The sequence below is a fragment of the Kiritimatiellaceae bacterium genome, assembly GCA_013141415.1.
Lineage (GTDB): Bacteria > Verrucomicrobiota > Kiritimatiellia > Kiritimatiellales > Tichowtungiaceae > Tichowtungia.
Window position 1 is genome coordinate 46,886 of record JABFQY010000002.1, and the last position, 22,589, is coordinate 69,474.

15 protein-coding genes and 1 pseudogene are annotated in these 22,589 nt (G+C 56.1%); all 16 read right to left on the bottom strand.

Translation table 11 applies throughout. The features are described from left to right. Positions 1-140: 140 nt before the first annotated feature. Positions 141-1,475 (bottom strand): NAD(P)-binding protein, encoded by a 1,335-nt coding sequence (locus HOO88_03060; GenBank protein NOU35739.1) that lies wholly within the window; start codon positions 1,473-1,475, stop codon positions 141-143. A gap of 118 nt (positions 1,476-1,593) precedes the next feature. Beyond that, complete coding sequence (gene nuoE, locus HOO88_03065) at positions 1,594-3,939, bottom strand: NADH-quinone oxidoreductase subunit NuoE (protein ID NOU35740.1); 2,346 nt, start codon at positions 3,937-3,939, stop codon at positions 1,594-1,596. Further along, positions 3,936-5,690, bottom strand: coding sequence for a PQQ-binding-like beta-propeller repeat protein (locus tag HOO88_03070; protein NOU35741.1), 1,755 nt, complete (start codon positions 5,688-5,690; stop codon positions 3,936-3,938). The genes nuoE and HOO88_03070 overlap by 4 nt, the downstream gene beginning before the upstream one ends. 3 nt (positions 5,691-5,693) lie before the next feature. Next, positions 5,694-6,995, bottom strand: coding sequence for a 4Fe-4S binding protein (locus tag HOO88_03075; GenBank protein NOU35742.1), 1,302 nt, complete (start codon positions 6,993-6,995; stop codon positions 5,694-5,696). After that, positions 6,992-7,557: pseudogene (locus HOO88_03080) on the bottom strand (4Fe-4S binding protein). The gene HOO88_03075 and the pseudogene HOO88_03080 overlap by 4 nt, the downstream one beginning before the upstream one ends. Positions 7,558-7,617: 60 nt before the next feature. Beyond that, entirely contained in the window at positions 7,618-8,568 is a 951-nt protein-coding gene (locus tag HOO88_03085; GenBank protein ID NOU35743.1) for a hypothetical protein, read from the bottom strand. After that, positions 8,565-10,004, bottom strand: coding sequence for a PQQ-binding-like beta-propeller repeat protein (locus tag HOO88_03090; GenBank protein NOU35744.1), 1,440 nt, complete (start codon positions 10,002-10,004; stop codon positions 8,565-8,567). Before HOO88_03090 ends, HOO88_03085 begins: the two co-directional genes overlap by 4 nt. Positions 10,005-10,025: 21 nt before the next feature. Next, a complete protein-coding gene (locus HOO88_03095) occupies positions 10,026-11,336 on the bottom strand; it encodes a PQQ-like beta-propeller repeat protein (protein ID NOU35745.1) in 1,311 nt (436 codons plus the stop codon). Position 11,337: 1 nt separating this feature from the next. Further along, positions 11,338-12,969, bottom strand: a complete 1,632-nt coding sequence (locus HOO88_03100) for a squalene--hopene cyclase (protein NOU35746.1) — start codon at positions 12,967-12,969, stop codon at positions 11,338-11,340. A gap of 113 nt (positions 12,970-13,082) precedes the next feature. Beyond that, positions 13,083-13,694, bottom strand: coding sequence for a hypothetical protein (locus HOO88_03105; protein NOU35747.1), 612 nt, complete (start codon positions 13,692-13,694; stop codon positions 13,083-13,085). A 175-nt stretch (positions 13,695-13,869) separates the two neighbouring features. Further along, a complete protein-coding gene (locus HOO88_03110) occupies positions 13,870-14,649 on the bottom strand; it encodes a hypothetical protein (GenBank protein ID NOU35748.1) in 780 nt (259 codons plus the stop codon). A gap of 6 nt (positions 14,650-14,655) precedes the next feature. Beyond that, the gene (locus tag HOO88_03115) at positions 14,656-16,155 is read right to left on the bottom strand and encodes a DUF116 domain-containing protein (protein NOU35749.1); all 1,500 of its coding nucleotides are present in this window, start codon (positions 16,153-16,155) and stop codon (positions 14,656-14,658) included. After that, positions 16,155-17,348 (bottom strand): radical SAM protein, encoded by a 1,194-nt coding sequence (locus HOO88_03120; GenBank protein NOU35750.1) that lies wholly within the window; start codon positions 17,346-17,348, stop codon positions 16,155-16,157. Before HOO88_03120 ends, HOO88_03115 begins: the two co-directional genes overlap by 1 nt. Then, positions 17,345-18,046 (bottom strand): ferredoxin family protein, encoded by a 702-nt coding sequence (locus tag HOO88_03125; protein NOU35751.1) that lies wholly within the window; start codon positions 18,044-18,046, stop codon positions 17,345-17,347. Before HOO88_03125 ends, HOO88_03120 begins: the two co-directional genes overlap by 4 nt. After that, entirely contained in the window at positions 18,033-19,229 is a 1,197-nt protein-coding gene (locus HOO88_03130; protein ID NOU35752.1) for a PQQ-binding-like beta-propeller repeat protein, read from the bottom strand. The genes HOO88_03125 and HOO88_03130 overlap by 14 nt, the downstream gene beginning before the upstream one ends. 243 nt (positions 19,230-19,472) lie before the next feature. After that, complete coding sequence (locus tag HOO88_03135) at positions 19,473-22,511, bottom strand: hypothetical protein (GenBank protein NOU35753.1); 3,039 nt, start codon at positions 22,509-22,511, stop codon at positions 19,473-19,475. Positions 22,512-22,589: the final 78 nt, after the last annotated feature.

Genomic DNA, 22,589 nt, shown 5'->3' on the forward strand with positions numbered 1-22,589 from the left:
CCCTGTCGGGTATATTAACTTTCTACCGGATTTATATTACACCCTTTCGGGTATATCAAATGTTAATTAATAATTTTTTATCCCCGATAGGGTATAAAGATATCCGATAATCCGCTCTTCACGGCATGCACCTATGCGGCTTAATTTCTATACGCAAGTGCGCCGGTCGGGCAGGCCGCGACGCATTCGGCGGCGGCGATCCGCAGGCCGTTTTGCAATGATTCGCCGAACGGAACGGTGACTTGTGTGTTAAACCCGCGTCCGGCGAACGCCAGCCCGAGCGCTTCTCCGGCGCGTTTGGTAATCCGCACGCACAGTCCGCACTTAACGCACTTGCCCGGCTCGAACACCACCGCTTCGTTATGTCCGATCAGTTGAACATGCTTGCGTTCATCGGCAGGAAATTCGCGTTGATCGGCGCCATACTGCTCGGCATACCGGCGCAGTTTACAGCTCTCCGGTTTGCGGCAGTCGCAATGCAAACATCGCGCCGCCTCAATCTGTAAAGCTGAGGTTCCTGCCTGCTCATGACAATTCTTCGTCAGCTCCTGCAGTTCACTGTCGCGCAGTTTTCCAATCTTCGAATCAAACCGGTCTGCGGTTTCAATTCCGTTCAAAGCGCGCGCCGCCGCTTTGCCGTTGGCCACCGCTTTGACCGCCAGCTTATGTTCTTCCGGTTCAATCACCGCATCGAAGCCGTCCGCTGATGGAACGGCTCCCAGTCTGAATTCAATTCCGGCGGACTGAAGGCTACGAATTTCCGCATCGAGAATTTCCGGCGGCAACGCTGTTTCGGCGCGAAGCGAGCCGCCCGCCACCGGATTTACATCGAACACCGTGCAGTCATAACCCAGCAGCCGCAGGTTCCACGCGCAGGAGAGTCCCGCCGCGCCTGATCCGATTACCGCGACCTTTTTCCCGTTCTTCGGAAAGTCATTGCATGACGGCACATATTTATCTGCATTCTGCCGGTGCAATGCGCGGATGGTGATCGTCTGATCGACCTGTCCGCGACGGCAGCCCTTTTCGCACGGCGCGGGGCAGATGGTTCCGAGCACCGTCGGAATCGCCAGATCGCGCTTGGCAATCCATGCGGCGGCTTCAAAATCGCCGCGCTCAATTTCTCGCAGCATCAGCGGAATATTCAGATGCGCCGGACAGATGCGTTTACACGGCCCTTCGCAGTCACCGGTATGTTCACTCAGAAGCAGATTCAGGATATCGCGCCGCGCCGCCTGAACTTCGGCGCATTCCGTGTCGATGTCCATGCCGTCGGCGGCACGCGCCGAGCACGCCGGAATCATCCGCCTGCTGGCGTTGTCTTTTACCACGCACAGCATGCACGACGTATCCGGCGAACAGCCTTTCAAGTGGCACAGCGTCGGAATGTCGATCGAAAGCTTTTCCGCCGCCGCGAGCACAGTCAAGCCGGGCTCCACGCTCACCGCAATTCCATCTATTTTTAAATTAGGCATAACAATCCTTCTTCACTCCTCTCCATCTTTTAAGCCGGATCTACGGGCTTCGCCCTAAGTTCCGGCTTTACTCCAGTACTGCCGGAACTCAGCCGTACCCGGCGTGGATCCGGCATAGCTACTTCACTTCCACCGCATCGACAGGGCAAACCTTCCGGCAGTTATCGCACCGCACGCAAACTGCGGGATCAATTTCAAATTTTGAATACGGCTCGCCTTGAATGGCCTCCACCGGACATTCGACGGCACACTTGGTGCAACCGATGCAATCATCACTGATCGAATAGGTAATCAGCTTTTTGCACTTGCCCGCCGGACAGAGTCCGGCGATGTGCGCCTCAAACTCTTCACGGAAATACCGAAGTGTCGTCAGCACCGGATTCGGCGCGGTTTTACCAAGTCCGCACAAACTTTGCGACCGGATCGTCTCGGCAAGCTGTTCCAGTTTTTCAATATCACCCGGCTTACCTTTGCCGTCGCAAAGCCGCGTCAGAATTTCGAGCATACGCTTGGTGCCGACGCGGCAAGGCGTGCATTTGCCGCACGATTCGTTTTGCGTGAACGATAGAAAATAGCGCGCCATCTCGACCATGCAGTCGTGGTCGTCCAGCACCACGAAGCCGCCGGAGCCCATCATCGCGCCGACTTCTTTCAGCGCTTCGAAGTCGACCGTGGTGTCGCCAAGCGACGCAGGAATACAGCCGCCGGACGGGCCGCCGATCTGCACGGCCTTAAACTTCCGTCCGTCGGCAACGCCGCCGCCGATCTGGTTCACCACGTCGTTGATCGTGATGCCCATCGGCACTTCGATCAGCCCGCCGCGTTCAATTTTACCCGCCAGCGAAAACACCTTGGTGCCTTTGCTACGTTCCGTGCCGAACCGGGCGAACGCCTCCGCGCCGTGGCGGAAAATCCACGGTACCACCGCATAGGTTTCCGCATTATTCACCAGCGTCGGGCAACCATGCAGACCCTGCTCGGCCGGAAACGGCGGACGGTAAATCGGCATGCCGCGCCGCCCTTCGAGCGAAGCGATCAGTGCCGACTCTTCGCCGCAGACGAACGCGCCAGCACCTTCGAAAATTTTCAGTTTCAGGGAATGTCCGCTGCCTAAAATATTTTCGCCCAGCAAGCCCGCCTCTTCGCAGTCGGCCAGCGCTTTGCGAACCCGCTTCACCGCCAGCGGATATTCCGCGCGGATATAAAGAACACCTTCCGTCGCGCCGACGGCGAACGACGCGATGATCATTCCTTCGATGGCGCGATAAGGATACGATTCCAGAATCATCCGGTCCATGAATGCGCCGGGATCCCCTTCGTCGCCGTTCAGGATGATATATTTTTTTGCGCCGGGAGCTTTGCGAACGGTCGCCCACTTGCGGGCCGTCGGGAATCCGCCGCCGCCGCGGCCGCGCAGTCCGCTTTTTTCAATTTCCGAAATCAGTCCCTCGGGATTTTTTCCGGACAGCGCCGTCCGGAGCGCTTCGAATCCACCAAGGCGTTTATATTCCGCCATGTCGGACGGATTCAGCAAGCCGCCGAACTCGGTGGCAATGTGCCGCTGCTGTCCGAGATAGTCGGCGACCGGTTTTTCGCGCACATCAATCGAGTAACGCTCCGGAACATCGCGCGCTTCGTCGGTGTAGAGTTTTTTAAGCCAGCTCTCCGCCGCCGCGCGAACCTTGATAAACGGTTTGTCCGGATGAAAGTGCCGTTCGATAATTTCGGGAACGTCCTCCGGCTTCACCTTGGCATACAGAATCGGCTCGGCGCCCGGAATCACAATTTCCATCAGCGGTGTGCGGTGGCACATGCCGACGCAGCCGACCGGTTTGATCTCCACTTTGCAACTCAGCGCGGCAAGGGAGTCTTCCAGTGCATCGCGGATTTTTGCGCTGCCGCCAGCCACACAGCACGAACCCAGACCGATCCGCACCTCGCCTTTCGACACGCCGTCTTCCGAGGTTTGAAAATTGCGCGGCGTCCGGTTGGCTTCGTTCTCCAGAAAATCGGTGAGCATGTTCGACACGGTATCCGTGCGCACATGGCCGTAGGTTACGCCGTCAATCTGCACCGCCGGCGCCAGCGTGCAGCAGCCGAGGCACGCCACCTTTTGAACTGTAAAAATTCCATCGTCCGCGGTGTCGCCGGTTTTAATACCCAGCGTGTTCATCACGGAACTGTACACCGCGTCCGCTCCTTTAACGTGGCAGGCCGTACCGTCGCAAACGCTGATCATGTGTTTGCCGACCGGCGACCGGCGGAACTGCGAAAAGAACGAAGAGACTCCTTCGATCTGTGCCGGAGTAATTTCACTAATCTCGCAAATCCGCCGCAGGGCCGATTCCGGAAGATATTTAAATTCCTTCTGCACCGCCTGCAGAATCGGAATCACCATCGATTCGTCACGGCCAAATTCCGCGACGATCCGATCCACTTCCAAAAGGTTAATTTCGTCGTTCATTTTCCAACGCAGTAAAGATTCTTCTCGCCGCGGATGTAGATGCGTCCGTCCATGAACGCGGGTGTGGCAAAAACCGGTTCGCCCATGGCTATGGTTCCGATTTCTTTATATTCCGCTTCCGCACCGAAAATGTGCACGACGCCGGTGATATCAATGACGTAAACGCGATCGCCGACCAGCACCGGCGACGAGCTGAATCCTTTCTTGAATTCCTGCTCCCAGTTCGCCTTGCCTGTCGCGGCGTCCAGACAGACCACATCGCCTGACGACGTGGCGATGAAGAAAAGGTTTTCCGATGCAACCGGACTGCTGATTTCCGGCAGATATTCATCGTACGTCCACAGAGTTACCGGTGTGCTGACGGTCAGTTTTAATGCACTGGCTTTGGCATATTCGTTCGCCACAAAAATAATGTCTTTGCCGTTGAAGGCAGGCGACGGAGCAACTTCTCCGCCCAAACAGTTCACCGTCCAGATCAATTTTCCGGAGACCGGATCATAGGCGGTCACATTTTTTTCATCATTCAGAATCAGCTGCCAACCGGCGGCGGTTTCGATCAGTGCCGGACTCGACCACGAAATATCTTTGCGCGCCGTCTGCCAGACCGGATTGCCGGTCGCGCCGTCGAACGCCATCACCTTCTGCCCGGACTGGTGATCGTACTGCACGAACAGCCGTTCGCCGTCGCTGATGAGCGATGATCCCATGCCGTACGGATTTTCCGGAACGCCGAGATTTTTCTGCCAGACCGGCGTGCCATTCAAATCAAATGCCGCCAGCTCGCCCGTCGCGAAAATAACAAATACGCGCCGTCCATCCGTCGCCATGGTCGGCGCGGCATACCCCGTATCTTCCGTCACTTCAGGAAACTCAACGGCGGCTTTCACTTTCTTTGTCCAAAGCGGTTTGCCCGTGTCGGCATCAAAACAAAAAACTTCCTGCCCTTCCTTGTCGGCACCCGATATGAAAACACGACCGGCCCAGATAATCGGCGAACTGAGTCCCTGAAGCGGGATTTTGGTTTTCCATAAAACGCCTGCGCCGGTTGTAACATTCCAGCTGACCGGCGCATTTGTGAAGTGCGCTACGCCGATGTTCCCCGGTCCACGTAGCGACGGCCAGTTGTTTTTCGCTTCGGCCATAAACTGCACCGGCTGGGCCGCCGACGCCGTTTGCACGGCTGGTGCGGGTTGCTCTGCAGGCGCGGCTTGCGCGACTGGTTGCTCAAGCACAACCGCTAAATCGCTTTTCACCGCGAAAGCCAGCAGCGGAGAAACGGCCAGCAGCAAAAGTCCTGTTCCGGCCAGCAACTGTCGAAACAGCGCATTGAGATCGTTGTAGTTCACCGGCTCCGCTTTGCCCCTTCGACTCCCTTGTCGCTCAGGGCAGGCAACTTTTGGAAGCTCCGGTTTCCAGAGTTTGGAAAGTTTCAGCGCGATGAAACAGATGGACGCGCCGCCGAGCAGCAGAAACCCACCCATGCGGCGCTGTTCCTGATTACTGAAGAATGCGCGGCGCGCATAGAAATCAAACGTACGAACTTCTTCAACCAGCGCTTGGTTATCGCCGGTCGAAACGGCAAGTTTTTCACGCAGTTGCAGCAGATGCGGGTCGTTCAGCGGATCCATTTTTTGAATCCGCACGAAATCGGCAATCAGCAGAATGCAGAGGATAAGAGAGAACGTCGCCGCCACCAGAGCCGTGCTCTGCGCCGCCAGCGCCAAAACCGGTCGTTGTTTGAATTCATTCATAGGTTATTCCTTCACGGGACAATATTTAAAACAGCGTCCGCAACTGTAGCAGGCGCCGCGATTCGGTTCATAGTCTGTGCGTTTTCTAAAAACAGAAACGGAAATCAGTTTACATCCGACAACCAGTCCGATGAATGCGCCGAACACCATTCCGCCGAGGCCGAATTTTTCCTTAAGACCAACGGCTTCCGCATAAAGTTTTTCGTTCGGTGTGTCCGACGCGCGGAAAGCGGCCGACTCGATCGTCGTTCCTTTGTAGCGGCCCAGCTCTTCGCCGGCAATACGCTCGGCCAGCCGGACGGTTGGATGCATCCGCGAAAGCGGTTCGCGCAGCAGGCGTCCGGCGCCTGCGCCGGTCACAATAAGAACCGGAATCAGCAGAATCAGAAGACCGAGCCGCCGCGCGCCTTTGCCGCGGCTTTCCGGAACCGTTGCCGTCATCGGTTTGTTGATGGCGTTGTACGGACACGAGTCGGCGCACAGTCCGCACTGGATGCAATCTGCCGGTGTGATGACAGCGTGGCGGCGCGAAAGTTTTGACGCCCAGTTGAGCAGTACACCGTACGGACAAAGAAACCGGCAGTAGGGCCGTGCGACAAAGATTCCCAGCGCCAGCATGAGACCGCCGAAGATCAGCAGACTCGAACTCGCCCCCATACGAAAGAATCCGACGAACGGATCGTACTGGCAAATGATAAAACCTGATCCCATGGCCACCGAAAGCATTGCCAGTCCGAGATAGATATACGGAACGATGGAGAAAACTTTTTCAACCGCCAGCGGAACTTTCACCGGCTTCACCGCAACCGCTTCCTGAATGGCGCCGAGCGGACAGACCGCCGCACAGAAAACGCGACCGAACAGCAGCGCAAAAATCAGCGGCGCGGCGAAAAAGATCAGTACCGTGAGCGGCACGCCGTAAGCGGAGTTGCAAAGTCCCGCCGCCACATTCTGTATCGAACCGACAGAGCAGACACAGCCGTTGCGCACAAAACCGAAATAGAGCAGCGAAAACAGCGTGAGCAAAAATATTTCCCGGCGCTTGCGGCGCTTCAAAACAAACACTGCAGCCAGCGTCAGAGTTGCCAGCAGAACCACGATATCCCAGCCGACCATCGCCGTTGACGGCCCGGGCGTGTACACCGGCGGATGTTTATAGCCGGACGCGAACTCCGGCATCGGGAAACGAAACTCGGCGTGCGCCGGAACGGCGAAGAACACCAACAAGAGAATGAGTGACCGCAGAGACGCAAAGACGCGAAGAAGAAAAAAATCAGAAATCTTAAATCGGAAATCGGAAATCATGAGATCCTCCGTTCCTGATTGGATTTCAGCAGATACGGATCGGAGGCGGGTACGCGCCGGAAAGCATCGGATGGACAGGCGCGGGCAATGGAACATTCGTTGCAGTTAACGCAAAGATCGTGCTTCACCTGCAAATAGAGCGAACCGTTGCCGAACATGCCGCACCCTTTCACGCATTTGCCGCAACCGATGCAAAGTTTTTCGTCAATCGTGTACTGATAGTACGGCTTCTCGATAAACTTACGCCGAATCGCCGCTGTCGGGCAGAGCTGGTTTTCCGCGCCGGTATTACGCCCCTTCGCGTCAGAACGCTGATACCCGCCACACAGATCGCAGTAGCCGCACATGGAATAAGAGTGAAAACATTTCACAGCCGACATGGATAGAACGCAGTGTGTTGCACAGCGTCCGCACTGGGTGCACTTCTCCGGATCGATCTGCCAGACAAATCCGTCTGATCCCAGCGGACACGCTCCGCCGTTATCTGGCTTACACGTGCCGCAACGCCCGTTGCATTGATATTTATTTTTACGCGAAACCAGCACACCAAAAACTCCGGCAATACCGGCCAGCAGAGCGCCCCGTGTGAGGGTTTTAATGAAATCACGCCGTCCGGTCGTTTTCATTTTTTCTCCTCGAAAATCCGAACCTTGCCTCGGGAAGGATCCAGCACATAGATGCGCCCCTGACGATCCGCCGCCACATCAAGTCCCTCTGCGTCTGCGTCAAACTGATTCGGTGCCACCACCACGCAACGCAGCGAACCGTCCAAATTGTAAATTTTAACGCGCGGAATTTTCTTTTCCGCTGTAACAAACGCGCCGTCGGACAGAAGCGCGAAGTTCGCCGGATTGCAGCACCCGACGAATCCTTCGATATTGAGTGAATTCTTTTCCCATGACGAAATCAGCCGTCCGTCCGGACTGTAATTTTCCAGCGCGTGGTAACCTGGATTGACAACCCAGAGCGAACCGTCGGTGCCGATATCGAGGTCAAAGAACGGACTGGGGACATTAAAGCCGTGTACGCCGTTCGCTTCATCTTTCGTGCCGATCTCCAGCGGTTTGCCGCCGGACTTGCTGTAGCGCAAAACGCGGCGTCCGCCCGCATCGGCGGCATAGACATACCGGTCGTCCACCGCGATGGATGTCAGCCAGGTTTTTTCGCCAGGCGACGGCCAAGCCGTTTTTTTCCAATCGCTGGAGAAAACTTCGACGTGATCCTGCATGCCGGCAAACAGCGTACCGTCGTCGTCCACCGCGAGACAGGTTGCAGCACCGCCAACCGGGTGAATCGTTTTGTCCGGAAAAATTTCAATGCCGCTTTCTCCGCCGACATAAATCTTTCCGTCGGGCGCAATGGCCAGTGCGGAAAGTTTTCCGACGGCTGGAACAATCGGCGCAACTTCCGTGTAGCGGATAAGGGCGGGATCAACCCGGCGATACTCTTCGACGGAATAAGCAAAGCCTTGACCGAGATCGGCCCGGCGGCTCATTCCCAGATAAACTCCGGCTCCGACGATCAATAGCAGAATCGCGGCGAACCAAATCCAGCTTTTTTTCGCATCGTTCATTTCACGCCTCCGAGTTCTATGCAGACCATCCGGGTCGCGTCGCGCAATAACATGCGGGTTCCGGCAAGCGCAATCGGCCCCCAGGCATCCTGTCCGTCCAGCACCTTGTGCTGTGAGAGCTGTTCATATCCGCTCCGGCTCACCTTCAGCATGGTCAACGTTCCGCTGTCGTCCAATATAAAAAATTTTCCGTCCGCCATAAAAAACGGGCCGAGGCCGAACCGGTGCGTCTTACCGCTCGACCAGACCGGTTCGGCAACCGTCGGATCGTAGCAGACAAACTGCTGTTTCAGCGCGCCGCCGTCTTTCGGCATAATGCCGTACAACAGGCCGTCGTACAGAATCGGCGTCTGCTGTTCGCAGGCCAGCCAATCCGCCGGGCTGGTGCGCGAAATCTCTTTTGCGGCGAACCCATCGGCTGTCTTATCAATCTGCACCATCAGACTGCCCGCGCCATAACCGGCGGTGATGAAAATTTTATTTCCGGCAATCGGAACCGGCGACGGCGCGACAACCGAAGCGTTCCACGGAATTTCCCACAGAACTTTTCCGGCGGTGGAAATGCCGACCATGCCGCCGACGGCGGCATAGACGTACATTTTCTCGCCATGCAAAGTCAGCGGAAGAATGGACGAGTGCGACATTTTCCAGCCTTTTGGATTCGGCACCTTCCAGACGACCGCGCCGGTTTTGCAATCCACCGCCATCAGCAACACATCGGGGCCGCCGGGCGCAAGAAGCGCCAGTCCGTTATCAATCAGCGGGCACTGCCCGGTAAACCACAGCGGCTCGGTGGTGCCATATTCCTTTTGCAGGTCGATGCCCCAGCGGAATTTCCCGGTTGCTGTTTCGACACACGAAACATGACAGCGCGGCCCGACGGTTACGATACAGTCTTCCGTGACCGCCGGAATGGTGCGCGAAAGGCCGTGGTTCCGTTTAGCGGGCACGGTGTAAGACCGCCGCCAGATTTCCTTGCCGTCGGTCAGCGAAAAACAGCGCAACGCATCGGCGCGCTTCGCTTCGTCGTAATCGAACAGATAGACACAGCCGTTGAACACGGCGGGCGCGGCGTGCCCTTCGCCCAGCGTCACCGACCAGAGAACTTTCGGGCCGGATTCCGGCCAGCTGTCCGCCAGCTTCACATCGGCCTTGCAGATATTGTCAAAATCGGCACCGCGGAACCGCGGCCAGCTGCCAGGCAGACTGGATGGCACTCCGTCAAAGGTTTCCAGCTTGCCTGCAAGATTCACTTGAGATTCGTCCGCAACGGCCCGTTCTGATTCGGATGGCCCGCCGTCCATACCGGGCAGACTGCGCGTCAGACTGCGCGCCGGATCGTACGAGAACCAGCGGGAAAGCAAAAGTACCGATACCCATCCGCATAGAATCAGGACGGGTATGGCGACAAGTAGATTGGCGGTTTTTTGTTTCACTCTGCGCGCGCTATGGCTGTTTTATTTCAAATTCAGACACTTCATCACTTTATGATCCCGGACAAGCAGTTTTCCATCCGACAGCGCGATCGGGGCCAATGCCTGCCCTGCTTCATCCAACACCTTCGCGGAAGCCAGTTTGTTAAACGCTTTCGGCGTCGCTTCGATCAGATGCAACATTCCCGATTTGCTATCGAGTCCGACCAGCATTCCGTCGACCGCAATCATGTTCAAGCAAGTGAGCTTTAGAGCTCCGGCATCCCATTTTGTATTTCCATCCAGATCAATACAGACCAGCCCTTTGCCGGCAGCTTTACTCGTTCCGCTGACAAACAGGCAGTTATTTACAAAAACCGGTTGAGAAACTGATGTCGCTGCATTCTCGGTTTTAAACAGTTCTTTCGCTTCATACCCTTTATCGGTTTTTTCCACCTTGATCATCGCAGAAATAGATTGATAGCCGGACGTGATGAACAGCGTATTGGATCCCACCTGAATCGGACCCGGAATCGGCTTGGTGCAAGACCAGCCTAAATAAGTCCAAAGAACCTTGCCGTCCTTCGGCGAAACAGCAAACACATAGGTGGTGCGCGGTTCTTTCCCGCCCGTCTCATCATCATCGCTGGAGCGAGCAGGACTTCCGGCGGCTTCAGCGGGCGCCACCATAAGAACCTGATCCTCTCCATCAACAGAAATAATTGATGGCGAAACGAACGCGGTGCTACCGCCGAACCCCGGGGTTCGCCAGACATCCGTCCCGGTACGTTTATCCAAGGCCACGACGCTGCTTGCTTTCGACAGAGGCGCAACAATCACCAGATCGCCGTGCACCAGCGGAGATTGCGCAAAGCCGCTGGCACCGGCTTTTGCCCCGAACTCTTTCACCAACTGGCGCTTCCATTTTATTTTACGGGAATCCAGATCAACGCAAATCATTGTGCCAAAGAGTGTCGCAGCATAAATCGAATCGTCGGTCACAGACGGCGTACCGCGGGTTCCCGGATACAGTTTATTCATCGGTGTGCCTGAATCAGCAAAAGAGACCGTCCAAAGTTCTTTTCCGGAATCAAGTTCGAGCACCCGAAGGATGCTGTTGGTTCCGTCATAATCCATCAGATACACCTTGCCGTCTTTGACAACCGGGCTGGCATAGCCGCTTGTCACATTGATGGTCCATAACACTTCCGGGCCTGCCGCCGGCCAGCTTCGGGCCAGTCCGGTTTCTGTCGAAATATTATTCCGTTTCGGCCCGCAAAACTGCGGCCAGTCGGCGGCAAAAACCACCGCCGTCATCAGAGTTCCCGCTAAAATGCACGCACCTGTTTTTTTCATCTCAACCCCTTTTGTTTTCCGTTTCGCACCGGTTCAGCGCATCCACCGTAAAGATCAATGGATACAGCCTCTCAGAGTACCATAGACTCGCAAAATACAGGCCGATCGGGCCAGCAGAAAACTCTGTGCCGTTTTTTGTCATCGCCGACAGCACATCCAGCCCCTTACCGGTCACCCCGACGGCCAGTGCCGTTTCTTCGAGCGATCCGCCCCAGCTGCCGTCCGGATTCCGTGCGCCGTCCAGCCACTGAATTCCTCGCCGGTTCATTTTTGCAACGCTTGGGAACTCCGCTTCGTCGAGTTCCTGTAACGCCTCAAGTACACGCACGGTACCGTAAACCGGATTTTCATAATTCGGATTATGCTGACTTCCGAACCACAGAGGGAGCCATGACCCGTCGGCGCGCTGCTGCTTTTCCAGATAATGGAGACTGCGACGGATCGAACGCTCCATCTTTTTCCAAAGCTTAGAATTCACCTCGGCGCGCCAAGCGATAAAGGCACGGATGGCGTGCGCCGTCAGGTCCGGACAGCTTCGGTCAAATGGGAGCCTGCCCCAGCCTTTACAGAACGTCGGCATGCCGCCGTCACGGTTCTGCAAATCCAGCAACCATTGAATACCTTTTTCAACAACAGAGACTTCACACCCCAACAGCCGAAGTGCAATCAGCGCGGCGGCGGTGTCGTCGGCATCAGGCACTCCGCCTTGAGCATACGTCCAGCCCCAGCCGCCGGGCGCCGCATGAGTCAGCGGATGTTCCTCTTTCCACTGAAGCTGTAACAGGTTTGTCCGGATGCGGTTTTTCTGCTCATCAGAAAGTTCGTCCGCCAACGCCCGAACCGCCAGCGAGGTCACCCACGAAGAAAGGTTCACATCAATCGGCCAACTGCCGTCTGTGCGCACCGTGTTTTCCAGAAAGCGAATACAGGCCCGCGCCGCCGGATGCTCGCCGAATCCGGCGCCGATCAGACTCATGCCGACAAAACCGGTCAGCGGTGCCGCTTCGAGATAGCCGCCGCTGGCGGGCTGTATTTTCCGAAGGATATTCAGCATTCGCGGAATCAGCCGGTTCCGGATAAACGAACCGCGCGCCGGACGATTCACATGCCGGACGAGTCCTATGGCAATCAGCGCGGGAAGCGCATAGCTGACCACCGGCAGCCGAATGAATTTGTAGAAACGGTGCGGCACGGCGGCCAGCTCAAACGGAAGTTGCGGAACAACCGACCAGTCGTCGCCCAGCTTTCCCGTCAGCATGCACATCGTTAAAATCGGAACCGAAAACGTACGGTCGTCGCCGTAGTGCTCAAGAATCGACCGAACGATTTCTTGCGGCGAGCCGGTTTCTTCATTCAGCACACAGCGGCAGAGCAGCGTTGCGGTAAAGTTACTCGGACTCTCCGGACTGTCGCCCCAGCCGCCGTCGGCGTTGCGGTGATTTTTCAGCCACTGGCATCCGCGCTCAGCCAGATCGGTTTTGCCCGCCAGCTTCAAGGCAAACGAAGCGACCGCGGTCGCCAGCGCGGAACTCGACAGCTCGCCTTCCCAACGGCCTTCCGGCGTCAGTTCGGCGAGCAGCAACTTCCGGGAAGAAGCCAGCACCGCGTCAAAATGTTTTTTCTCCGCACCCATTTCGCATCTTTCACAAGCCGGATCTACGGGCTTCGCCCTAAGTTCCGGCTTTACCGCCCAACAGTACTGCCGGAACTCAGCCGCAACGCGGCGTGGATCCGGCAATCTCCAGATCAGATTAATTCCTTAACCGATTCATCCAGACAATACCACGGCCAGTCCTGCCAGTCCGCCACCAATCCGGCCTTCACAGGATTGTTCAAAATATACCGAACCGTTCCCTCAAATTTTTCACGATTCCGAATCCAGTGATCAAAATTCTCCCGCGCCCAGAACGGCCCGCTGCGGCCCAGCATCTGATTTGCCATGCGCCCCGAAAACCGTTTGAAATCAGCCATATCTTTCAGGAGGTCGCCTGATCGTCCGTCCTCACTGCGCATCAACAAATGGAGGTGTGTTGACATTACAACGCCGGCATAGATTCGCCATCCGCGTTCAGCCCGGAACCAGTCCAGATTCTTCAAAACCATCGCAGCAACATCAGGATTGGCCAGCCACGTATTTCCCGTTTCGCACGAATCCAGAATTTTTTCCAATCGCAGAAATTGCCTGCGCTGCAATTCCAGCAGCTCCGTCGAGTCCGGCGGCGCGTCTTCCAGATGAGCCCGCTCTTGCTGAAAAGCCCGCACAACGGTTTTCGGAAGTGTTCTGTGGAGGCGGATGGTAACGAAGTATGACCGGTCAGATACCAGCCAGTGAGGCAGGTTCCGCCTGAAAAACTTCATTGTATTTTCCATTCTTCTCTCCCTCTGAAGCCGGATCAAAGTCCCAGCTTTACTCAAGTACTGCCGGAACTCAGCCGTACCCGGCGTGGATCCGGCAAAGTCCCTGCCGCCCGACCCGCCCGCAAGCCGGATCTACGGGCTTCGCCCTAAGTTCCGGCTTTACTGCAGCTCAAATTCATTGCATGAGGCAACCAACGCTAAGCAGTGCATAAAAAGTGTACTCGACATCTTCAAATTCATCCGTCGTATTCCCGGCGAAGCCGCCACTGTCGCGCCAGAGCGATTCAACAAATTCCAAACACGGACGGCGAATTGAATCCAAATCGGCATGGAGACTCCGTAAGGCGAACAGCGCGGTGGCGGTAGAAAGCAGATCGGCAATATTCAGACGATCCGTCGCGGCAAATCCGCCGGAACTGCAAAATCGGTTGAGCAAAACTTCAGCCGCCGCTTTGTCCGCCGATCGGCTTACGATAATCGCCGCCGCAAGACTGGGCGTCGGATCGGTGAATACAATCGGTCGCGGCGCAATCGGCAGTCGGGCAAGGCCCAAACTGTCTCCGGCCAACTGTTTCATAAAAAAGTCATACGCAGATTCGGCGTGGCGGGTTTCCAGCATTTGGAAAAACCGGCGGCGCGTTTTCCCGAACATCGGGAACGCGGAACGCAACCGGATTAAACAGGACAGGTGAACGAGATCGAGTTCTTCGCCCACGCCAAAACGGCGGACATAGTTCCAGAGTTTCAGCGCGGGAACCGGCGCGCCGAGCGCCTTGAGTCCGGCAGCGGCAAAAACCGTGTAGTAAAGGTCGCTTTCCGCGCCCTTCCCCCGGAAGCCGCCATCCGGATTTTGACGGCTGAGAATAAAGCGGGCGGTTTGTTTGAGCGACTCTTTCTCCAGAAAACGCCGGGCGCAAGCAGCAGTACGAATCAGGCGGTCGTCGAGAGATTGCATGGCCTTTTATCTCCCGCTCAGCATTTTGGCGGCGATGCGCCGGAGCAGACTTTTGAGCAGCGCATTTTTAACCGGATTGAGCGCACGAACCGCTTCATTCTTGTAGTGCTCCAGCAGCTGCGCCGCCTTTTCGACAACCATGAGTTCTTCGAAGGGAGGCGTGCCGCCTCCGGGATGAGCTTCGCTGGCAAGCGCGAGCAGAAGCGAGGCGCGCAGATCGCGGGCTTCGCCGGTTTTGTATTCTTCCAGATCGTCGCGAATCTGGTAGGCGATACCGAGCGACTCGCTGAACGATTGCAGTGTTTCGAGCAGTTCGCGATCCGCCCCGGCGGCGACAGCTCCCAGCAGGAGCGAAACGCCGAAAGCAGGCGCGGTTTTGCGCCGGAAAATTTCAATGATCTCTTTGGATGTAAACGGATTTCCGTGCGCGAGGCCGTAAAGTTCTTCGCCCTGACCCAGACAGAGTGTGCGGTGGTTTTCGGCGGCAATGCGCAGCAGTTCCGCCGTGCGGACTTCGACGGAAGTGATCCAGCGATAGCCCTCGCCGACAAGCAGGTCGCCGGCATTGATGGCGACCGGAATGCCGTACTGCCGGTGAAACGTCGGCTCGCCGTAACGCAGATCATCGCTGTCTTCAATATCGTCATGAATGAGCGAAGCCTTATGGAAACATTCGACCGCAATGGCAAGGCGGCGGACTTCATCGGGCAGATCGGTGATTCCGTCGCTGAGTGCGCTGTAGGTGCAGGCGAGCAGATAGGGCCGCCAGCGCTTGCCGTCCTTGAGCAGCCAGTCAACCGCAATCTGTTCGGTGCGGGTTTCGGTTTTCCATGCGCCGGAATCTGCGAACCACCCGTCAACGACTTGATGCAGGCGTTCCGTGTCGAGCGTGTTTTTCCAAGGCGTAGAAGATTTCAGCCGGATGGCGTCGCGAACGTGATCCACATCCATCTTGGTGCCGATACACCCGTCAACCGTGAGCGGGACGGCCAGACCGGGAATCGCGCCATCCGCCATCTGCGGAAAAGATTTTTCGAGCGCGTTCAGACAGCTGACGCCGACGACGGCATCCACCTTGCCGCCATCCAGCAGCTTGGAAACAACGGTGGAGCCTTCAGCGACGAGGACGACATAGCCGAGATCTTCGGCGAGCGACTGAAGTTCGCCGATATGGCAACATCCGCAGGCTTCGCATAGCAGACCGAATTCATCCATTTTAGCCGGACAGTCCCGCTGACTGCGCAGACATTGCGGAAGGAGAAGAAGGCGGCGTTCGTAGGGAATGGAGGCAACCGTGTCGCGCCAGACTTCGTTGTTGAGCAGTACCATCACATAGCCGATCGCGCCTTGGCCCGGTGCGATCTGTTCAGCATGGTCGCGCAATTCTTCCATGGAAAGCGGCGGCACGAGCTGGTGTTCCGCGGCATAAACGGAAACCTCGCGCATAAGCTGGTCGCGCTCGAACCGTTCCGCCGGAACTCCGTACTTTGGTTGGGTCTGCTGCATCACCCGTAGGCTCCAAATCCGAAAAACCAGTTTTTCTTGGCAAAGCGATACGCCCAACTGCGCTCCGGAATTTCGCTGCCGGGCTGATGATGACTGCCGCACGGACACATCTGGTTCAGCTCGGCCAGCAATGTGCCGCGCCCGGAGCTATCGACCGCGTCTTCGTCTTTGATGAATCCGGCAAGCTGTTTCGGGTTCTCCATGATGATGCAACCCTGCGTGGTCTTGCAGCACATGGTGCGGAATTTTTTTAGAAATGCCGATTCGTTGAATAGCTTGTATAGTCCGGTGCCGTCGCCGATATTATCTTTGGCAAACTGAAGCGGCGGACACGGCTCGACGAAGCCGTCGGGGCTGACGTGATTAGCGATGCCGACCGCCGCCGGACAAAGCGCCCTGCCCTTATCATCCCAATAAGCATCAACGACCACGACCGGTGCCGTGAGGCGGATATCCACAATGAAGCGGCGCAGCGCTGTGACCTGTCCGGCGTCGAGCGCCAATTCGGGCGACGCATTCGGGCCAACGGGACGGTAGATGTAATACCAAAGATAATGCGCGCCGAGCGCGGCGATTTCGTTCACAAACTTTTCGCTGGCGAGGTCGGCGATGTTGGACTTGCAGACGCTGGTGCAGACGCCGGTGACGAGGCGATGCTTTCGGCAGTTCGCCAGCCCCGCCAGCGTCTGTTCGTAAACGTTTTTTCCGCCGCGCCGCTCGTCGCTCACTTTTTCAAGCCCTTCAATACTAATGAGCGGGCTGATGTTGCCGATCCGGCGCATTTCTTTGGCAACGGCATCGGTGATCAGCGTGCCGTTGGTGAAGAGTAGAAAATAACAGTCGGGATGTTTTTCGAAAACTTCAAAGAGGCCGTCGTAGAGCAGCGGTTCGCCGCCGAGAATTCCGAAGAAGCAAGAGCCTTGCGCTTTGCATTCGCGGATGACGTTGTCGAGCGTGCCAGGCGCAATCTGTTTGGGCGGATTAGATTGCGACACCCAGCATCCCTGACAGGCAAGGTTGCAGGCGTTGGTGACGGACAGGAAAAGAAACGCCGGGAAATATTCGCCGCGCTTGAGACGCTTTTGAAATTTTTCGATGGAGCGCATGCCTTTGTAGCCGAAGTTATAAGCAAACTTCCAAAGGAGCCGCTTGTCGGGCTCGGTCAGCATTCGCTTCATCAGCGCGATACTCATACTTTCTCCTCCGCGCATTTTTTCCGTTCCGCCAGCGCCTGTTCGACCTTCTTCTGGTTCAGCAACGTGCGGCGTTTCTGTTTGCGGGCATTGAGCGCGGCATAAACATCGTTGCCGAGAATTTCATCTACGTTGATTTTGATGTTCGCCTTGAGGGCTTCTTCGTCGGAGATTTCCGCGCCGTTGATCGGAGCCTCGCCGACTTTCGGAAAGATGATGGCGGCTTCAGGACAAATCCGCGCGCAGGCCGGACAATTGTTTTTACAGCTCTGCGGATTCGTCACGCGCACTTTGCCGTCCGCATCTTTTTCATAAACTCCGAACAGGCAGAACTCAAAACACTGTCCGCAGTTCGTGCAGCGGTCGCCATCGATGACCGGGAACCATGAGAGAGTTTGGGAGTGAGGGAGTACGGGAGTGCGGGAGTGTGGGAGTACGGGAGTACGGAGGTTAATGAACTCGGCGCTTTCAGGAAGCGGATATCCGGCAAAGGCAAACAGCGCCCGGACGGCACGGGGGTGGCAGGCATAGATGACGGGATACTCTGCCGCCGCGATGTCTTTGAGTCGCGGATCATTTTTCTGAGCGGCGCAACAGAGGTCGGGCACAACGAGCCCGGAAACCTCGTCCGCATTTCCAAGGTTCAGCAGGCCGCGCTCTGCGCATTGGCAGATCAGGATGGTTTTATTTGCTGACATTGATCGCGACGAGCGTTCCTTTGTCGTTGCGGCAATAGATGATTCCGTTCGCCAGAACCGGCGGCGTCCAGCACAGCTGACCGAGCCCGGTGTCCATTTTTGAAATCTCGTTATATTTATCCGGCGCGGTAGCCGCAAAGTAGAGCGTTCCGGATTCGCCCAACACAATCAGCTTGCCGTCCGCCGCGATCAATGAGCCGAAGCCGATCTGTTCGCTCCATTTTTCGGAGCCGTCGGCGGCAGAGATACAGCGCAGGGTTCCCTTCGATTTGGTCTGGCCGTCAATTCCGTAAATGTACCCGTCAATATAAACACAGCTGCTGAACTGGGTTTTCAGAGCCGTGCTCTCCCACAGCTTATTCAGTTCACCGGAGGAAAAGTCGAGCATGGCGCAACCGCGATCGTAGCCGGAAGAAATGAATATCTTATCGCCGATAACAAGCGGGTCGGCCCCGTTGATATCGAACTTGGTGATCCACTCAATGGACGCGATCTGCTTTCCGGTTTTGGCATCAACCGTTTGCAGGCCGGACGCTGTAAACATTGCGGCACACCGCTTGTCTGCGCGGTCGAACACAACCGGCGAAGCATAGCTTGGCGCTCCGACACTGCTCCATTTGATGCTTCCGCTGTTCTTGTCGAGCGCCACTCCGGCAGAACCGATGTTCAGCAGAATCATATTCCCTTCGATAACCGCTGAAGATGAAATGCCCCATCTGATGTTTTTGTTACCTGTCTTGCCGGGTACATCAGCCTGCCATTTTATTTTTCCCGACGCCGCATCGAGGCAAATGACCAGCCCGTCCTGACTGACCGTATAGACACAATCCCCGTCAATCACAGGAGTGGCGCGCGGCCCTTTATACTTTCCTCCTGTTTGCGAAGCATAAGAATAGCTCCAGACTTCTTTCCCGGTTTTTGCGTCCAGACAATAAACCGTGTCTTTGCCTGCTTTATCATCAGCCGACTCATGCCCCATGGTGTAAAGTTTATCGCCCTTGACGCTGACCGACGAATAACCGGCGCCCAGCTCCTTCGTCCAAAGCGTTTTTGCCCCGCTGGAATCCCAGCCGGTTTCTTTTGAAATTCCATTGCCATCCGGACCGCGCCAGACCGGCCAGTCGTTGGCGTATCCACCGGCGGCTGCCGCCGCAACTGTCAGGTACAACATCCAGTTCTTCATCGCGATCTCCTCTTGCTGAATAACTCTCCGTCAGGAAGGAAAGGAAACCAAATCCGACTCCTTTTTACACTCCCTAACTGCTGAAAATTGAATCCGGGGCGGACAAACTATGCGACGGCACTGGATACTTCGTTGCGCCAATCGGTCTTTCCAGAACAGGCAAGGTCACCCCAGAACAAAAAGCCCCCCGCTCCGGAGAGCGGGGGTCATGACAACTCACTTGTTATTCGAGCAGTCTGGTTTTTACTGCTGAACCCATTTGATCGCATCCGCGCACGGGCGTTTGCCGCCGGCGACGTCAGCGCCGATTTCAACATAGTTACCGCTCGTGAAGTTAAACGTGCCAAGCGAAACCCACGTTCCGCCATTGATCGTCTGGTTCACCCGGGTCGTCTGACTGCCGTTCTGATGAACAACAGTGTAAGGACAGTTCGTTCCCGCAGTAGCCCAGCCGGAAGCGTATTTTGCAAACACCTCATACGAACCCGTCGTTGGAAGCGTCGGGGTGTACCGGCGCCACGCGGTGGTGCTACTGGCGATGGTCATGAAGTTGGTTCCTTGATACCCGGTACCTGCAACAACACCATACCACGCTCCAGAGGCTGTCACTCCGGCGGCATTATTATCCAGGATCACTTCCGCGCCGCCGGGCGGGGTAACGACCTGATTGATTTTTAGATTATCAATCGCGCCAAACGCATTGGCCCCGGCTTTATAGAATCTAAAGTCGGCCTTCGTAATCCCGACCGCGTCCAGCGTGGCCGGAACAAGGATAGCCGCAGTCTGCAACGGAATAGCAATATTGGTCGTGGCAATTGTGCCGTTCGGATAGGCCAACGTGATGGTACACTGGTCTGCCAGATTATTCCCTTCTCCCACGTCCACTGAATACAGGTCAAACGGCTGTCCATCCGTTCTTTGCACACTGAGCAACCACCCCGCTGACTTGGCATGCAACACTTTACTTGGCCAGCCGAGGGGCCAGCCGTTGGTTGCATTAAATATCTTCAATCCGTTCGTTGAGCTGCCATTGACCGTATAGGCTCCGATCACCATCGGTTGCGGCGCGGAGGCTGTCCCGATGCTCAACGGCTGAGTTTCGAAGTTAATCGTGGCGGCCGGTGTGGATCGTTGGAAAACCTGCACAGTGAAGGTTCTCCATGCCGGGTCTTTGTCGGCATCCAGAACACGCAGATAAACGTATCCGTCACCTTTAGCCGTCGGAGTACCTGTGATTTTCTTGGTGCTCGCGTTGTAGGTCAGCCCGGCAGGCAGAAGAGATGCAATGCACTCTACCGTTAGGGTTCCGTTTCCACCGCTGACTGCGATGGTCTGATTATACGGTGTACCCACTTCCACGCGCGGCAACGCCGCTGCGGTGGTAAACTGCGGTACCAAACCCTTAGGTGTATGGATCGACCGGATCGTCTTAAACTCATCAATGACGTCGAGTATGAGCTGATATTTCGGCGCGTTGCTGGTCGGCTGATCGATATATTCCAGATGGCCCCACTGCCCGTTTTTTCCCCACTGGCCCGCATCGGTGAACATGCAATCCACCCGCAGACCTTTTTCAAAGGACATATTGACGTGAGCATAGTAGATGTCCGCGAACCCCGGATGGCGGTTCATCGCTTCCATCAGCAGAGTAACGCCGTCATCGGTTGTGGGAGGGCCGTCAAAGCTTGACGTATAAACCGACGGGCCGCCTTCATAGGCCACGAGCGGTAGATTATTGCTCAGAGCCAGCGGCAGCATGTAATCCGTAATCCCGCCGCGAACCCCCAATTCATCCGGGCCGGTGTCGCCACTGTTTTGTGTTCCGGACAACACATACTCCATCCACTTGGTAAGCGTGGCTTGAAGATCGGTTTCCAACCGGGCGCTCGCCCAGTAACTGTCGGTCCACGGTGTGGCGTTCGTCGGAACAAAGTTCTGATCCTTCGCCCAATACTGAATGCCGTTTCCAAAATAGGTGGTTACGGCCAGCACTTCGGGCTTCAGTAGACTGGCGTTGTTGTAAAATTCAGCCACATACGGCGTCGTGTAATCTGATCTGGCGGTCCACGCACCGGCAACACGCACCACGCGAGCCGCAGTTAGTTTACTTTCAAAAATCTCCCACAATCTGGAACCTCTGCGGGCAATAAACTGCGCCTTGGTAATTCCCGCCGCCGCTGCCTGATTGGCAGCCCAAACACCCTGAGCGAATTCGTCGTTACCCGCCCAGATTTCGTTGGAATATTCCAAGTAAACTTTCAGCGCGCTGTTAAGCGGCTTCCATACTGGGTTGGCCTGCACCGAGGTATAGGCATTGGTTCCGTCCGAACCGAATTTAATCAGATTGGCCAGATTGGTCACAAAGGTATCGTTGGCCAAATGCGGGATGTTAAGCCACATGTCATTGGTCGTTTGATTGCAAAGCGCAACCATGTATTCAAAGGAAACGCCCGTGTCACGGTTTCCGGCATATATCCCATCACCGTAAGGCTTAACGCCACCTTCTGTCGGATCGCGCGGATTCAACGCTCCGTCCTGGAAGGCATACGCCGGTATGCGGCGGTCACTCCAGTTCTTTTGGGGGTTCTGATTCACTGATCCGAGATTCATAAACCGGATCCAGGACCATCTCCGCTCTTGCAGATGCTTCAGAAAAGCCGGGTGGAACAGTTGATTTTCGAGCGATTTGTTATTGGGATCGGTCGGGTCGGGCAGCCAGCACTTCACGTCGGTTAACGGAGTGGCTCCCAGCGCGTAAATATTGACGGAGGGTCTCAAACCCGGAGCCAGCGTATAAACACGCGTACCGTTGGTTGCCACGCCGGTGGCCGCAACGGTTGATTTGGCGGCAACATACGTTCCGTTGGCGCTGCGCACATCGGCGCCGCCTTTCCACGTTATAACAATCTGACCGGCATAAAGACCGCTTCCATCCGGCCAGGAATCCGGTTTATTAACGGGAGTCACGGAATTCTGCAATACCTGCACAACCTGCGTGGCGGTTGCGATTAAAACGGTCGGGTAGCCGAATTTATTTAACTGATTAGTTGGATATACTCCGGTGCCGCCGGAAATAAACTTCCAGCCCTGATTGTCCGCAGAAAGGGCGTTGGCAAAATAGGCCGCGCTGTAAGGGAAGCCCGTATGGTACGCCACCGGCGGAGTGTTTGTATCGAACGCTGCTTGCGAGCTGCCCGCCCAGAATACGGCGAGCGTTGCGAGGAGAAGCGACAGGTTGCGCAAATGCCGCAATCCGCCGGACGGCTTGAAACGAGGACTCATTTTCATCATACCAGCACCTTTCTATTTCGGTTTGGAAACGACCTGACTAATGACCCATTCCGTTTGCGGCGCTCTTCG